Annotated in this window: 13 protein-coding genes; 3 read left to right on the top strand and 10 right to left on the bottom strand. The window is 38.7% G+C overall.

The window, feature by feature from the left end; all coding sequences use genetic code 11:
• Positions 1-15: 15 nt before the first annotated feature.
• Genes ACMX3D_RS22205 through ACMX3D_RS22195 form a run of 3 tightly spaced genes read right to left on the bottom strand, consistent with a single transcriptional unit; the run spans position 16 to position 3,592 of the window.
• Positions 16-1,140, bottom strand: a complete 1,125-nt coding sequence (locus ACMX3D_RS22205; protein ID WP_482747985.1) for a substrate-binding domain-containing protein — start codon at positions 1,138-1,140, stop codon at positions 16-18.
• An 8-nt stretch (positions 1,141-1,148) separates the two neighbouring features.
• The gene (locus ACMX3D_RS22200; protein ID WP_482747984.1) at positions 1,149-1,871 is read right to left on the bottom strand and encodes a hypothetical protein; all 723 of its coding nucleotides are present in this window, start codon (positions 1,869-1,871) and stop codon (positions 1,149-1,151) included.
• Between the two features lie 8 nt (positions 1,872-1,879).
• Complete coding sequence (locus ACMX3D_RS22195) at positions 1,880-3,592, bottom strand: extracellular solute-binding protein (protein ID WP_482747983.1); 1,713 nt, start codon at positions 3,590-3,592, stop codon at positions 1,880-1,882.
• 294 nt (positions 3,593-3,886) lie between these two features.
• Here ACMX3D_RS22195 and ACMX3D_RS22190 point away from each other — a divergent pair, with 294 nt between their 5' ends.
• Both ACMX3D_RS22190 and ACMX3D_RS22185 read left to right on the top strand, forming a co-directional pair.
• Complete coding sequence (locus ACMX3D_RS22190; RefSeq protein WP_482747982.1) at positions 3,887-4,525, top strand: peroxiredoxin; 639 nt, start codon at positions 3,887-3,889, stop codon at positions 4,523-4,525.
• 151 nt (positions 4,526-4,676) lie between these two features.
• Positions 4,677-5,261: a Uma2 family endonuclease gene (locus tag ACMX3D_RS22185; protein ID WP_482747981.1), complete on the top strand. Its 585-nt coding sequence runs from the start codon at positions 4,677-4,679 to the stop codon at positions 5,259-5,261.
• 8 nt (positions 5,262-5,269) lie between these two features.
• Here the strand turns inward: ACMX3D_RS22185 and ACMX3D_RS22180 are convergent, their stop codons facing one another.
• The 4 genes from ACMX3D_RS22180 to ACMX3D_RS22165 form a co-directional block, all read right to left on the bottom strand.
• Positions 5,270-6,754: an NB-ARC domain-containing protein gene (locus tag ACMX3D_RS22180; protein WP_482747980.1), complete on the bottom strand. Its 1,485-nt coding sequence runs from the start codon at positions 6,752-6,754 to the stop codon at positions 5,270-5,272.
• Between the two features lie 110 nt (positions 6,755-6,864).
• Entirely contained in the window at positions 6,865-7,230 is a 366-nt protein-coding gene (locus ACMX3D_RS22175; protein ID WP_482747979.1) for a type II toxin-antitoxin system RelE/ParE family toxin, read from the bottom strand.
• Entirely contained in the window at positions 7,220-7,477 is a 258-nt protein-coding gene (locus tag ACMX3D_RS22170) for a type II toxin-antitoxin system RelN family antitoxin (protein WP_482747978.1), read from the bottom strand. Before ACMX3D_RS22170 ends, ACMX3D_RS22175 begins: the two co-directional genes overlap by 11 nt.
• 55 nt (positions 7,478-7,532) lie before the next feature.
• A complete protein-coding gene (locus ACMX3D_RS22165) occupies positions 7,533-9,086 on the bottom strand; it encodes an HNH endonuclease (RefSeq protein ID WP_482747977.1) in 1,554 nt (517 codons plus the stop codon).
• Between the two features lie 205 nt (positions 9,087-9,291).
• Here ACMX3D_RS22165 and ACMX3D_RS22160 point away from each other — a divergent pair, with 205 nt between their 5' ends.
• Complete coding sequence (locus ACMX3D_RS22160; RefSeq protein ID WP_482747976.1) at positions 9,292-11,703, top strand: VIT domain-containing protein; 2,412 nt, start codon at positions 9,292-9,294, stop codon at positions 11,701-11,703.
• A gap of 145 nt (positions 11,704-11,848) precedes the next feature.
• Here the strand turns inward: ACMX3D_RS22160 and ACMX3D_RS22155 are convergent, their stop codons facing one another.
• From ACMX3D_RS22155 to ACMX3D_RS22145, 3 genes are all read right to left on the bottom strand, one after another.
• On the bottom strand, positions 11,849-14,071 hold the full coding sequence (locus ACMX3D_RS22155) for a dynamin family protein (protein WP_482747975.1): 2,223 nt from the start codon (positions 14,069-14,071) through the stop codon (positions 11,849-11,851).
• Between the two features lie 149 nt (positions 14,072-14,220).
• Positions 14,221-16,302, bottom strand: coding sequence for a dynamin family protein (locus ACMX3D_RS22150; protein ID WP_482747974.1), 2,082 nt, complete (start codon positions 16,300-16,302; stop codon positions 14,221-14,223).
• A 16-nt stretch (positions 16,303-16,318) separates the two neighbouring features.
• Positions 16,319-16,645, bottom strand: coding sequence for a DUF3040 domain-containing protein (locus ACMX3D_RS22145; protein WP_482747973.1), 327 nt, complete (start codon positions 16,643-16,645; stop codon positions 16,319-16,321).
• Positions 16,646-16,814: the final 169 nt, after the last annotated feature.

Below are 16,814 nucleotides of genomic sequence, written 5' to 3'. Positions count from 1 at the left end.
TTCAGACTTTTTGTACTAATTCGCTCGTTCCCACTGGCGTTGAATTTCTGTAATTGCTTTAATATCAGGTGGTGGAAGGATTTTTACACTCGGCTTAACTTCCGCACCAGGAATATTTTGGCTCCACGGACTATTTGGTACAGTTTTTAAATCAACATTATTATTCACCGAACGAAAACCGTATTGGACAAATACTGCTTGTTGTTCTGGTTGGGTAAGAAAATCTAAAAACTGCTTTGCGGCTTTGGCTGTACCTGCATCTACGTCGCGCCGGACAATTGCGGCTGTGGCTGTAGTTTCAATTGAGGGGTCTAAATAATAAATTTGGTAAGGTTTGCCTTTACTGGCGGCTGATTGTTGCCAACGATACAAAGCTATACTTTCATACACAGTCGCAACATCAGCATCGTTGGGGCCTCTCACAATAAATTCTTGCAAGAGAGTATCTGTAGAACGAGGGGGTTGATAAACGGATTTTTTGATTAAACTAAACAGTGTTTGCACCGATGAATTATTAAAAGTATCGGCGTTGATATTTCCACCTAATTTTGATTGTGTCCACAAGTTCAAAGTTAACTGACCACTATTCGACCGAGTGGGGTCTGTGGTGACAAAATCAAAGCTACCCCAATTACTCGAACCACCAACTTTTCCCCAGTTACCTGCTTGCATTGCTTGTTCAAGTCTTAACCATTGAAAGCGTCCATTGGGAAACAAAACTTTACCGCGTTCTGGCCAAGCGATACCTACTAAGAGAGTTTTGGCTAATGGTCGGGGAGACTCGTAAAAAGGTTCGGTTTGATTGGTGGCGCGGAGGCGATCGCTTAATTCTGTTAAAATTTCTCCATTAGCCGGAATTAATATGGTCGGTTTAAAATCATTTTTCTGGTCAAGATAGTTGTTAACTATTTCTTGAGAACCTTGAAATTTTAACTCTAATTTAATATTAGTATTTGCTTGCTCAAATTTTGCTTCTAATTGTTGCAGAGGTTCTTGTAGTTCTGTACCACTCACAATAATTACAGTTCGCTGTGAAGCAGGAATTGGAATGTAAGTCAAACCTAATGCTGCAATAATAATAGTAACTGAAGCAAAAATTTTTGACGATTTCGACTGTACCTTTGGTTGAGAAGCTGGCATAATTTTGATTATTTGCGTACTAATAAATCGATATTTTCTAATAAGCTAGTCAGTTCATTACCGAGTAATTGCATTTCATGAATTTGTTGAGATTCACTTAAGTCAGAGGTACGCAATTTAGTTTGTAATTGTTGTAATACTCCAGTGCAATCTTGAATTAAAGTCGAAATATTAATCATTCTGGCTAAACGTGTATCTTCGCCATCTTGGGCTAACTTGAGATTGCGTTTGAGACTTTCTGCTAATTGGGTTAGATGTTCTTTTGCTATACCAGAACTGGAATGCAGTTTTTGTTGTACTTCAACTAGTTGCTGCTGTAAAGAACTAACTGAAAGGATAGAAGTATTACCATATAAATTCCAAATTAGATTATCAATTTTATTTGGTAAAGTAGTAATGCGATCGCCATTGATTTCCAATGCTGTTAAAAGTTCTATGTGAAAGGAATCAGTTAGCAACTTTTTGGCTTCTAAACGCAAATTTTTTGATTGATTCACCAATCCTAAAGCAGCAAGCTTGACTGAATTAATTTCTCGTTCTAATTCGGGGTTTGCTAATTCAAAAGATTGTGGCTCACGAGATTTGATTAAACTCGCACTTATGAAAGTGATCCCCGAAGCAACTGGTAAAATAATGAGACTAGGAAATTGCAGTAACCGCACGCCTAAAAATAGAGAAATTCCTCCAGCTAATACTGCTAATGGATAATAAAAAGGATTAACAATTTTCATAAACAAGTTTAAAATTCTACCTGTAAATTTGACATTAACTGTAAAATTGTCTCAGGATTGCCTTGTGAATAATATCCTCCATTCAACTCAGCAATTTCTTTCAAAACATCAGGTTTAAATTCACCTTCTTTACCATAACCAATAGTAAAAAATGCTATTCTTTGATCAGTCGAAAACCCGCTGTTTTTCAACTCTTGTTCTAGCTCATTCAATTTAATTTTTGAACCTGCATCCTCACCATCTGTTAATATCAACACAGCGTTAATTGCATCTTTACGCAGATTTTTTTGTAGCCAATTTCTTGCTTCTAAGGCAGCATCGTATAATTTTGTGCCACCATCAGCTTGGAGTCCATTGATAAATTGCCAACCGCGATCGCGTCCTTGAGGTGTTCCATCTACTATTACAGGTGAACGAATTTCTGAATCAAAATCAATCAAAGCAATTTGTTCTTTTGGCCCCAAGTTCTTAATGTAATTTTGTAAAGTATTTTGTACAGCAGGTAATTTATCACCTGACATTGACCCAGAAGAATCAACAACAACCACCACCAACGACGGTTTTTTCGCAGATTCCTGCCAAGATTTCAGCATTGCATCTACAACTTCCGGCTTTGGTGGACGCAACGAATCATACTTAGCTTGGGCATCAACCCCAAATTCTGGAGTAAATTTAGCACCCAAGGCTACCCCTGGCGTTCCTGGACGTAAACCCAAATCAGTTGCAATTTTTTGGACATCAGGCGACTTCCAATAAGCAATAAATTTTTCCGCCGCAGCCTTTTCTTCTGCACTTACCCAAGGTGCATTCGGTACAATTGCCCGCATATTGGACGTAAATGTAGCTTTGGGATAAACTGCCTGATAACGCTGCTGTCCTTGTGGTAGCCCTGAATTGGCAACAATTACACTCGATTCATACACTGAACCGACTGAAGCCCAAAAGGGGCCGTTCTTCACCATTGTTTGGGCGAGAGAATTGGTAGAAACGCCATAACGAGTAATTTTGCTTTGAATTTGCTGAATTTGGGGTTGAAACTTCTGCACATCTGCCACAGTTATTTCTTCAGGACGTTTACCCGATACACTGGCATATTGTGCTACTAGCGTTTGCAACCCAGAATTAGAACGAGTTGGGGCAGAATGTACATAATGGACTGTTAAAGGTGGTGACGCTGGATCGATATCGCGGTGAGTTTTAGCTGTGACTAAAGCTTTGTAAGGATCTGCCACCTTCCGCAAGCCAGCAGCTATATCTGCTTGTGCCATAAACACCATTGGGGTGTTAGCAATCAGTTGGGATTCTGTAATTTCTGGAATGTAATTTTTTCCCGGCAAAAGTTGATTCATCCGATAAATTAACTGACTGTGATATATATCTCCATCCAGAGAAATAATCGTCGGAAAATCTGGTGCATCAGCTTGTACTGTACCCTTCTGCAATTGATCTGCTAAAGCAACTACCTCAGTGACGACATCGCCACTACCCAATGCCTCGCATCTCACTTGAAAAGCTGTACCATTATCTAGCTTTGGTTGTGTAGCATTAAAGTTTTTTGCTGCTTGGTTACAGAAGTCTCCCAAGGCGCTACCTACCAAAAGTTTGACTTTTAACCCGGTAAAATTATCTTCGGAATTTGAGTTAGTGTTACACCCTGTCATTAACAATAAAGCAGAGATTACTAGAAGTTGGGTGACGAACCGAGACCTTTGACAAATCATGTGTTTCTCCCAGGATGATTAGTAATCTAGCAATCTCTGCAATAAATTGGTGGAATCCCGATTCTATTGTGTGATAAAAAAGTTAATTTCTAGTTAATTGACTGAGTGTAAAAGACAAACATTATATCTGTATAATAATCAAGCCTCATCTAGTTACACTGCTTCTATCCCTGTCGCTTTGCTAAGAACTTAAAATTTTGTAACAAATAGCTAAAAATCGATAGGGAAACCGATGTTTTATGGGATGATGGCAAAGTAGACTACATCTGCCTTTTTATCTACAGGGAATCTCTCATGACTCTCCATCTTGGTGATACAGTACCCAACTTTAAACAAGCCTCCACACACGGCGAAATAGATTTTTACGAATGGGCAGGTGACAGCTGGGTGGTGCTGTTTTCTCACCCTGCTGACTTTACACCTGTTTGTACTACTGAACTAGGCACAGTTGCGAAACTAAAACCCGAATTTGACAAGCGCAACGTTAAAGCGATCGCACTCAGCGTTGATGATGTAGAATCTCACAACGGTTGGGTAGGCGACATCGAAGAAACACAAAATACCTCACTTAACTACCCAATTTTGGCAGATCCGGATCGTAAAGTTTCTGAACTTTATGATATGATCCACCCCAACGCCAACGCTGCGGTAACAGTACGTTCTGTATTCATCATTGACCCCAACAAAAAACTGCGTCTTTCCTTCACATACCCCCCCAGCACCGGACGCAACTTTGACGAAATTTTGCGCGTAATTGATTCACTGCAACTTACCGATAACTACAGTGTAGCTACCCCAGCTGACTGGAAAGATGGTGATGATTGCGTTATCGTTCCCTCCCTGAAAGATCCAGAAGTTCTCAAAGAAAAATTCCCCAAAGGCTATCAAGAAGTTAAACCCTATCTGCGGTTAACTCCTCAGCCTAACAAGTAATGAGTGCTGAGTTAAAGCATTCAGCAATCAGTACCGGGTATACAAAAGTCTCGTTAGAATTTCGTATAAAGGCGCAAAGTCGCAGAGTTCTATCCTTGGCGACTTTGCGCCTTTGCGTGAGAATAAAAATAAAGCTAGTTGCCGAAGCATTATGCTTTCATCTCCCCTACTAATACAAATGCCACCTTCAATGCAAATGACAGAAGAACAATTCTTTGAGTTCTGTCAGATAAATCGTGATTTACGCATTGAATGCAATCAATTTGGAGAAATTTCAATTATGCCCCCCACGGGTTCAGAAACAGGCAATCGAGAAGGTAACATATTTGGGCAATTATGGGTGTGGACAGAACAAGATGGTACAGGAATAGCGTTTAGTTCCAGTACAGGATTTACGCTGTCAACTGGTGCAAAACGCTCTCCTGATGCTTCCTGGATGAAATTAGAACGCTGGAATAATTTATCATCGGAACAACAACAAAGATTTGCCCCTATTTGTCCTGATTTTGTGGTGGAATTGCGATCGCCTAGTGATAATCTCCAACTCCTGAAAGATAAAATGACAGAATATATGCAAGAACCAGGGGTACAGCTAGGTTGGTTAATTGACCGCAAACATCGCCTAGTTTATATTTATCGTCCCGATCAAACAGAAGAATGTTTAGAGAATCCTGACAAAGTGAGTGCAGATCCATTTTTACCAGGATTTGTCTTGAATATGTCTAAAATTTGGTAGCCATATCGTTATCCTAAGCGTTTAATAATAGTTGTAATATTGCAAGCAATGTAACCAGTTGCTAAGGGAGATTTATCCTTCAAAAGTAACAAAATATCCTCAAGAGTTTGCACAAGATTTGCACCATAAATTCGCCACAGTTGTTCTTGAAGTTGATGCAAAATGCGATCGCCTACAATATCATCGCTACCTGGTCGTAATAACCAATGGGTTCGCAGGATTTTAAAATTATAAATATCATGACTCTGCACAACCTGAATTATCTCTTGAGCAGCACGTTCCACTAATTCATCGGTGACAATTTTCATCACCAGTGGTTGTAAAGTAAAAGCAGGTTCACCGCTACAGATCCATTTTTCCAAAAGCGATCGCCTTTCCAAACTGACAATTGCTGCTAAAACTGTAGCTGGATCAAGAGAAATGAGTAAATGAGTTTGTAATCGACAGAAAGATACTGGTTGTTGCCAAATTACTAACCAATAAAGAATATCTTGTTCTAAATCGGCAAGTTGCTCGAACTGTTGTTTGAGGATAGCACGCAAGCGATCGCCAATTACTATCGTATTTTGACTGAGAAATGCGGCGATATTCCCACCAAACACCGACTGAATCAATGGCGTAACAAGTTTCAATCCTAAAGGATTGCTGCGATAAAGTTGAATCAGAGGTGAGAGTCCGATTTCTTTACCTGTGAATCCTCTGCCTTGCAATAATTCTACAGCTGCAACTTTTGCTAATCCTTTTAAAGGGAGACTACGAACCGTTTTTGTATTAGATTCAATGATATTTGGTTGCTCACGACTGGTAAGGAGAATGCAACTTTGATGATGAGCGCGGCTTAGTTGCTGAATAAATTGATGATAGTGGCTGAGGTTTTCTGACTCATCCAAACTATCCAGAATCAACAAACACCGACGCTTTTGCAGTTGATGGATAAGTTTTGCTGTGTCTTGTGGAGTATCACGAACAGCAGTTTGATCAAAGGTGTTGAGAAGTGCATCTAGCAGGGAAACTAGAGATGGTGCAGAATGAAGCGATCGCCAAATTAAGCCTTCAAATTGTAACTGAATGCGGTCAGCTAAAGCTAGTGCCAGAGCCGTTTTACCAATGCCAGCAATGCCTGTAATAGTAATTAATTTACAGCGATCGCCTAAAATCCATTGTTCTAATTGAGTTAATTCTTGGTTGCGTCCATAAAAATTTTCGATATCAGGTGCTTCATCCCAGTCAAGGTATTGTGTAGAGAGTTCCTCGAAGTCTGCATTAGAGGTTTCTGCAATACTTTCCCACTTGTTAATGCCAACAGCTTGACAGATAGCGATGAAAATTTCTTGTTGAATGCGATCGCCTTGCCAAAATCGCCGTAAAGTTGCTCTAGAAGTGTGAGCATCTTGCCACCACCGCGCCGTGCTGGTTTTAGTCCAGCCAAGACGTTTTCGCGCCTTGTCTACAATTGCCAGTCCAGCCGTTGATGCTTTGAGCGAGTTTGACATATATCTGTTAACTGAGCAGATTGCCTCTATTTTGGCTTAACAGACGGCTGGCTAGGGATTTTAGGGGTAGCGATGCCTGTGATCGCTAAAATGCAGTTTATATTCTGGTATTAACCTGACTCACCATAAAAATCAGTCAGAATATCTCGAATTTCATTAGCGCTAATATCTTCTCGGTCAGATTTAGAATAAATTGTTAGCAACAAAATACTTGTTGGTGATTCAACTTGATAAATCAGTCGGTATCCAGCACTTTTACCTTTCTGGATATTACTGTTGCGAACTCTGACCTTGTAAACAAAGTATTCTTCTCCAAATCCGCCAATTCTATCGCCTACAAAGTTACCCTGTTGTAACTGCTCGATAATCAGCTGAACATCAGAGCGAATGTTGCGAAATCTTTTGGCAAGATCACGCAAATTTTGTTTACATTCAGGAGTTAAATCTATGAACACCGAGGGCTGTTCATTCGGCATCGATACCCTCCCACATTTGGGATAAAGGTATGCGTTGTCCTGCTTTTGCTTGTTGTAAGGCTCTCCTCAAGCTGGCTTTAATCTCCTCAACAGGTGTATCATCTGGGTCAAACTCTTCTGTTTCTACCTGTTCTGGAATTAACACAATTACTCGTACTTGATGAGGGTAATTTGTTCCTTGAATCGGCTCATCTAAAATTAAATTTCCTTGAGCATCAATTTTGCCAGTTACTTCGATCGCTTTCATCTTTGCTCTAACAGATTTTGTAGGATATACTAACACACCCAAATGCTTTTATTACTTAATTTTTATATCCTGTATTACAGTATGGATGTGTTAGCTGTCCATTATCTATAGTTGCCAAGCCACCATCTTCTTTACGTTGTATATGATCAATTGAAATTGAGTTCCTATGGATAAGACCTCGACAAATCTGACATCTAGGTGCGCTAGGTAATGTACTTCTTATATAAATTTCACTTTTTTTATTGCTATCAAAGTCTTTTTCTGATGAATTAATTTGTTGATTTACCTGACGAAGATTTAAATAGTTAAAATCACTTTTAGACGTGATATTCTGTATCGTATCATCTATTGTTTGTCCTAGTTTTAAATGATTTACTATCTCTTGAAAGAAGACAGATAGATATTTATAACTCTTTTGTACAGACCTATATTTGACATATATCTGCTGAATCAAATAATCGTTATCAATGAGAAATTCTTCAAATTTTTCCCTAACTTCAATGAAGTCATTGATTTTTTTGCGTTTATCCAGTTCCATAACAAAATCAACAATAGCGAGTAAAGATACGGTTCTATGCCTTCCTTCTTTTGAATAAAAATATACAATAGGGTGCAATCCTAAAGATGAAGGATGATTACCATTGAGTCTATATGAAATTTTTCTGACATTCTTCAGAATTTGTATTGTTGTTTCACCTGCTGTGTCATCATTAACTCCTTTATTATTAAAGTCTATATTATTAACAATATTCACAAAATCTAAAATTAGCGGTAGTGTTTGAGAAGAATATAGTTTTCCTCCCATTGGTATATCCAAAGTTTTTATAGTATTATGCAATTTGGGTTCAAACAGTATCTCATTAATCTCTTTAGCTATTCCTTGTATTTGGTTTTGGATTTCATCTGGAAAAGATGACCAATACTTATGACCTCTGCCACTTCTAATTATTGCCCGTGCTGCAATGCTATTAGGTTTTCTTCTAGATTCTAGAAGTTTTAGTTCAGTTTTATCAATTGGTGCAGCTTGCTGATTAATTTTAAAAAATGAGCTTTCTGCTTTACTTGCATCACCTTCAACCCATTGAAGCTGTATTGCTAATGCTCCTAGATTTTTTGTATATTTGACAACTTCCGGTTTAACTTTATCAGGTCGTGTAAGAGCTAATCTAAAATCTTCGTAGGAGCCGACTGTTTTGTTAACTAATTTTCGTGTTTCGTCAGCGACCTTGATTTGTTCATCAGGAATGACTCCATCATAAAAGAGCTTTGATATCTTACCATCACCATAATCATCATTTACCCAAGCAGACAAAGCACTCAATCTATGGCTACCGTCAATTACAAATAAATAGCCACCTTTACTTCGCCACAAAATAATAGCTGGTATTAAATCACCCTCAATAAAACTTTTAATAAATTCACAGACTTTGAGTTTATCCCATTCGTTTGTTTCTCTTTGGAAATCTGGTTTGCGGATGTTTGTAAAGAAAAATGAATCTGCTTTGATATCATCAATATCAATTCTGTCTTTTTTTGTACCAGAATTGATATTTTCTTCTACTTCAAAATCTTCCCGTGGAATCAAAGCATCTAAATTAACTTTAGCCATGAAGTTTTTCTATTAGTATTAATAGTGTATAATATTTAACCAAAAATTATAAGTCAAGCTAATCTATGATAATTAACATTCTACTAATCAGCGATATTTCGCAGTGAACCAACCACTGAGCATCAACTGAACACAAAACAGAGCATATCTGGCAAATAAACACGCCTACGCTAGAGACATAACATAAAAGCGTGAAGTAAAAGATATGACTCAAACTCTAGAACGCCAAGCTGGAGCTGGTGGCTTATATGTTCAAACACCTGAACAACAGCAAATAGCTTTCCCCCTTAAACATACTGAAGTGCAAGCCAAAATTGCTGGGAATATCTCGCGGGTGGAAGTTACTCAAAGTTTTGAAAATCCCTTTATAACTACACTTGAAGCTGTCTATATTTTTCCGCTACCTGATGAGGCAGCTGTTGATGATATGCTAATTCGGATTGGCGACAAGACTATCAAAGGTAGTATTAAAAAACGCCAAGAAGCACAGCAAATCTACGAAGAAGCAAAAGAACAAGGACGCACCGCCGGATTGTTAGAACAAGAACGCGACAATATTTTCACCCAATCCCTCGCCAACATTCAACCTGGTGAGCAAATTGATGTAATTATTCGTTACTCTGAAAGCTTGAAATTTACGGCTGGTAATTACGAGTTTGTCTTCCCGATGGTGGTAGGGCCACGTTACATTCCAGGGATACCGATTGAGGAAAACGCAGGCGGTGTTGGTTCGGCGGCTGCACCCATGATTCAAAATCAAGATACGGATATAGTTCCCGATGCTTCACGGTTGAATGCACCTATCCTCCCATCGGGTACTCGCTCCCCTCATGATATTAATGTGGCGATCGCAATTGATGCGGGAGTTGAGATTCAGGATGTGCAGTCTCCTTCTCATCAACTCCAGATAGCTTATGAAGGGAAGCGGGTGTTGGTGAAATTAGCAGGTGGAGACACAATTCCTAACAAAGACTTGATTTTACGCTATCAAGTAGCAGGCGACTCTACCCAAGCCACCGTACTCACCCAAGCAGATGAACGGGGTGGACATTTTGCACTATATCTAATTCCTGCGCTTCAATACCGTCAGGATCAGCTTGTTCCCAAAGATATAGTATTTCTCATCGATACTTCTGGTTCCCAGATGGGTGCGCCACTGATGCAATGTCAAGAATTGATGCGCCGCTTTATCAATGGACTCAACCCTGATGACACCTTCAGTATTATTGATTTCTCAGATACTACTCGGCAACTGTCGCCTGTTCCTCTCGCCAATAATTCCCAAAATCGCACACGAGCCATCAATTATATTCATCAATTGAGTGCTAATGGTGGTACGGAGATGTTACGCGGGATTCGTGCTGTCTTGAATTTCCCCGTCACAGATCCCGGACGTTTGCGGAGTATTGTACTGTTAACTGATGGTTATATCGGCAACGAAAACCAAATTCTTTCCGAAGTGCAACAACATCTCCAACCAGGAAACCGTCTCTACAGCTTTGGTGCAGGTAGTTCGGTGAATCGGTTTTTACTCAACCGCATCGCAGAATTAGGAAGGGGTATATCTCACATCATTCGCCATGACGAACCAACTGATGAGGTAGTCGAAAAATTCTACCGTCAAATCAATAATCCTGTTCTCGCTAACATTAATTTGCAATGGGAAGGTGATGGCGAGTCCTCAATTATCTATCCTTCCAACCCACCAGATTTATTTGCTGAACAGCCGTTAGTGTTATTTGGTAAGAAGCCAGATGCGCTTGCGGGAAAACTGCACATTACGGGAATTACTGCGGGTGGTAAACGTTATCAGGATACCTTTAACCTGAACTTTGAGGAAACTGGGAATCCCGCTATTGCTCAACTTTGGGGACGTTCCCGCATCAAGGAATTGATGAATCAAATAGTACATGGTGAAACTAAGTTAGGCGTGCAAGCCGTGACGGATACAGCTTTGACTTATCAACTGTTATCGCAATATACAGCTTTTGTGGCTGTAAGTGATGATGTACGAGTTAAACCGAATGAAGATACGATTTCGATCCAGGTACCCGTAGAAATGCCTGAAGGTATCAACTATCAAGGTATTTTCGGGAGTGCTGTTAGTGCTGCTCCCAAAAAGGTAAAGGCGACATCAGATGTACCTGAGTTTTTGACACGCAGAAGATTTCTACCCTCTGCACCATCACCCCAAGCGGCGATGTCTCCTCCCGCACCACCACCTGGAATGTCACCTGTTGAAGAACAGAAAATTGTCTTCCCATACCGTGCTTTTGATGAAAGTCTTGAGGATGTAGACTTAACAGATGCAGACAACTTTGTATCGAGAATTGCTCCTGTCCAGAATTTACAAGTTGTGAGTGTAACAGGATTGAATAAGCAGATGGTTGCACTTCTGACTCAGTATTTAGAATCTATCCCATTACATACAGATTGCAGTGGCGATTTAGTATTTGAGTTGCAGATAAATCAGGGACGAGTGAGACAGGTAGTGCTGGATGAACAGGCTTCTTCTTTTCAGGAACAAGCGGTAATTGATATTATCAGGCGATCGCTTGTCTCTTGGCGACTCCTTCAAATGCTCACAACCACAGTTTCGTTAACAGTTCGCGTGTAATCATAATATAAATTTATACCGGGTTTATCCCGGTTTTTTGTGGTCGGTGATTTCTTCCCCACACCCCACTCAAGTAAAAAGTAAAAATGGTAAATGAGTAGTTTCTTGTTACTTTTGCCTTTTTACTTTTACCTTTTATATATTCCTAATTTTTATTAGATAAAACAGTATAAGCTTCATTAAACAAACGCATTTTTTCTTGCGCTTGTTTTTGCATTTGAGGTTGGTTAACAAATAAATCAGGGTGCCATTTTTTGACTAAAGTTTTATAAGCCTGTTTAATATCAGCAAAAGCCGCATTTTGTGGTACTCCTAAAATTTTATAAGCATGAGAAATTTTATCTTTTTCAGTTTGGCTTTGGGGTGGTTTTGATGCTTGTGTATTTTGATGAGTCTGCTGCTTACCATTTTGATAACCAGGAGAACGCATTTGTGCTTTCATTTGCGCGATTTCTTCATCTAATTCCCAAGCACGAAATTTAGTTTCTAACTCTTCGGGTTTAGGAGAAGGTGGTGCAGCTTTTGGTGGTGGCGGCGGTGAATAAACTTGTTGGCGGGGCGGTTCTACTTTTGTTTGAGTTTTGGTAGTAGTATTTTCTGGCTGAGTTTTAGGCGTGTAACGATAAACTCTCTGTTTTTGAGAAGTTTGTGTAGATGGTACTTTCGCCTTGGCTATATCTTGATAAGGTTGATAGCTTGAAGGGATATTAGCTTGTTCTAACTCTCGCAGTAATTGATGAAAAGCAGTTTGTAAGACTTGAAATTCTTCGCGTTTCTGCAATATTTCTGGTGTTTCTGGAGTTATTTCTAAGCGAATTACTCTTTGAGATTTTTTATCATATTCTTCTAATATAGCTAAACCTTGGTGACTAAGCTGAGAGAAATAATTTTCTGTTGCATCGATGCAAAGTTTAGCAACTTGCTGATGATAAGATTCGTTTGTTGATTTTTCTTCTTGCTTTTGGATATTTTTATTTAATAAATAAGAAATACTCCCAGCCACAGCCGCACCCACAGGGCCGCCTAAAACCCAACCAATACCGCTTCCAATCGCGATGGAACCTGTTTCGCTCAAGTTACCAGTATTATCTGGCTTGGGAGGTAACTTGATTTGTGGTTCGCTAGGAAATGGAATGAATAAATCTTCTGGTCGTTCTGCTTGAAAAAATTCGTAAGCTTGATATAGCCATTTAACTACAGCTAGTTGCAAATCAGTTAAGTCTTTTTTTAAAGTATTTGTCTGCCAAGTTTTAAAATTGTTTTCTGCTAAAGCAACTGCGGCATCAGCTTGATATTTTGCTAAAAGTTTGGGTAAACTCAACCAATCACCTAACTCAGAAATACTTTTATCAAAACCTGTTTGGATTAAATTAATAGCTTTTTGTTTAATTTCAATTTTAGCGTTTTGCTTGTCAGTATATGTTTGAATTTCAGTATAAATCGGGTCAATTTTAGATTTTAATGCTTGTTGGAGTTGAGATGCGATCACCTGCACTCTCGGTAACTTCACACCCCCACGATTTTGCTGTAAAATCCCAACAATATTTTGCAAAGCAGTTTCAAACGCCACTAAGCCACTACTATTTGCAGCCGCAACATCACCCTTTAGTCTAGCTCTTAAAGCTGGTAAAGCATCAACCCGATATAAATTGCTAAAACCCGCAGGTAATTCGGCGCGAAAACTTTCTGCTACAAATAACAAACGGTTTTGAACTTGTTTTTGCTCTTCTGGTTCCAGTAAGTTTAAAAAATTAGCAACAAAAATAACAGTTTTAATTCCTCTATCTAATAACCAATCTCGCAAGTTTTCTCTTTCACCCAATGTCATCAATTTGCGTGCATCTAGTAATTGCACAACTAAATCTGCACCAAGTAATTGTTCTCTAACTAAATTATCTTGTGCATCTCTGTCATTTGTTCCTGGTAAATCAAGAAACTCTACACCAGTTTCTAAAAAAGTATGGGGACAAAATACTTCAACAGACACCACATCTTTTCGCATCTGTCTGTTGCCATCAAGAATAGCAAATTGCTGTAAAATTTCTGTCCCATTACGATAAACTTCTGTACCATCAGCCAACATAATGCGGGTACGCACATTACTACCATACTTAACAGTAATTGCTGCGCCTGTTGTCGGAATTAAATCAATTGGTAAAGTGCGTGTTCCCAAGATGGCATTGAGTAAGGTAGACTTGCCATGATTAAAAGGGCCAAATACTGCAATTCTAAAATTAGGGTTAGTTAGATAATTACAGATAAAATTTATATCTTGATACAGTTGTGATGTGCGTTCTAAATTTAGTAATTCAGATGCATATTTGAGAGAGGTAGCTAGTTTTTGGCAATTTTCATCCTGCTTTGACATATTTTCCTGATGATTATCTGCATCTAAATTTAGAGTAGCTTTGTTGTAACGCAAAGTTACGCGGAGTTTTTTTTAATTTAAGAGTATTTGAAAACCACAGATACATAAAGATGAATTATCTTTGTATATCTGTGGTTCATTTATCTAATTCAACTATAGTAAGCGAGTAGATTACTATAGGAAGCTTCAATTTTTTGCAATTGAGCTATTACATCTTCTTGCAAAGTTTTTAACCGCTTCAACTCACTCTCACGATTAATTTCGCGTGTTTCTTTTTGCTTAACTAAATTATCTAACTCAGATTTGCGAGAAGTAATATCATCGTTAATTCTTTGACTCACTTCTTTTTCGTAAGAGTCGAAACACTCTTTAACTGCATTATATACAGTTTGTGATTGCTCGTGAGCGATATGTGGTAAGTATCTGACTAACTCTTTTTTGGCAGTTTTAACTAACTCTTTACGCGCTTGATCTGCTTGTAAAAAGCCTACTCCTAAGCCGAGTAATGCAAAACCAATTGGCCCAAGCATAAAACCTGTGATTGCTGTAATTACGCCACCTATACCAATGACAGTAAAATAATTGAGCAGAATATTTTTCCAATCAAATCCTGCACCAGCTAATGCGACTCCAGCTAAGTTTCCTTTAGTTAAAGATAACAACCCCATTGCCCATTTTGCCCAACCTGGAGAGTTATCATCTTCTGTCGTAGCGTGTGCGTTAACTTTGACTTCTTGTCCTGTAAGTTTTTTGGTGATTTCGTCTGTGATTTTATTGTAAGAAGCACCATATTGTGCAGCACTACGAGATAGGTTTTTAAATGCTGCATCAATATCTTTCTCAGCCGTTAAAGTCCAAGCAGCCGATTTATCAGTGATATATTGTTCAAAAGCTTTTTGCAATGCAGCATTAAAGGCTTCACGTTTACCACTGCTGAGGAAATCTAACAAATTTAGCTCTGGTTGATAGCGTAAGAAATCGCTTTCAAAGGTGTTACCTAAGTTTAAAACATAGCTGCGAAATGATTCTGATATTCCTCGCGCTTGGGTATCTCTGGTGTTGATAATTTCTTTTTGAAATTGGTCACGGATACCAGTGAGTTTGTTAAATTCTGGTTCTACTGACTCAATGCGTTTTTTTAGTTCTTCGACATCTTGGTCGAGTAAAGGTATGCGTCTATCTATGGCTTCGCGGGTATGGTTACAAGCTTGTCTGGCTAAAGTTCTAACTTGACGGAGTTCTGCGATCGCCCGTTCTCTGGTAAGAAAAGTATTAATAGCACCCATAAACTCAGGAAAGCCAGTTCCACTCAAATCAGCTTGGGGATTTTTCAACCGCCGTCTGAGTGCTTGTATTGACGAAATCTCAAACACCCGCTCATCATAAATATCTTGACCGTCTACATAACAATAATCAGCCAAATTAGCCTTAAATACTTGTCTGAGTCTATCTTCTGCTGCTTTCAACTCTTCAGTATCATCAGGGTCAATCAATGATTCTTTTACCTGATCCCACGCGTTAATTAAGAAGAAAACAGACAACCCCCGACCTTTAATGTAATTTTCTAAATAGCGTCGCTCTCCTAAAGTACAGGGTTGTGAAGCTCTCATCACAAATAAAATTGCATGACAGTTATTCACATAACCCAAAGATAATTCATTTCGTGCTTCTGTATCATTCAATCCAGGACTATCAACAATTTCAATTCCCTTTTCCAGTAATGCTAAAGGATACTCAATAACTGCATAATCAACATCAGGAAATGCTTGCTTTTTCTCCTGTTCTAATTTTTTCGCTTCTGCTGGGTCAATAGTATATTTATACTTAAAACTTTGAAAATCTAGCTGCTGTGGACTTTTACCATCATTAAAATGAATGGTAACTTTCTTTTCTGGGCCATAGCGTAAAATTGTTAAGACAGCAGTACAAGGATTAACATCACTCGGTAAAAGATTTTCCCCAATTAAAGCATTCAAAAATGTACTTTTACCCCGCTTCATATCGCCTAATACCAAAAGGCGAAATACACCTTGACGGAGATTTTTACTAGCTAATGTAATATCTTCAATATTGCGTTCTAAGCTTAGTTTTCCTGATGAAGAGTCTCCAGCTAACTCTGCTTTGGTGATTGTTTCAGCTAGATTATTCAAATATATAGAAATATCTGAACGTACTTGAGCTACGCGCTCTAAATCTTTCAGAAATTGGTCAGTTAATACTTGATTACTCATGAAAATAATACCCTAATTAAGGATTCTTTCTCGGTGATTCAAAAAATAATTTGTAAGACATCCATACCAGTGCTGCCAAAATAATTACACCAGCAACCGCTGAGGCTATTTTTGCAGCAACCAGCGCCGCCACACCCAAAGCAAATAACTTTCCGGCGAAGATAGCTTTTTTTACCCAAGGTTTTTGAGAATCTTCTGGCCGATGCTTCACCGTTTGATAAAAAGGTGCTTGAGAATTATGAATGTTAGCTTCCATTTCTCGAAGTCGTAATTCAACTTCTCTTTCGCGCAGTATGCGTTCTCGTTGTTCTAGTTCTTGACGGTGATCTTCTTCAGATTTCATTAGTGTTTACTCCGTTGAGAACAAAGAAATGATATCGGCACTCAAAAGCCAATCACTGTGTATATTAACCTACAAAAAAGCTTACAAACTCCAGTGATATTACGGTTTTGGGTATTTTCGCTTGTGAAACTTAAGTTAGAAATTAGATCCCATAAAATCCGTTAGCATT

This window comes from Anabaena sp. TISTR 8404, assembly GCF_056847745.1.
The sequence above is the reverse complement of the archived record's forward strand: the minus strand, read 5'-3'. Positions and strand labels throughout refer to the sequence as shown.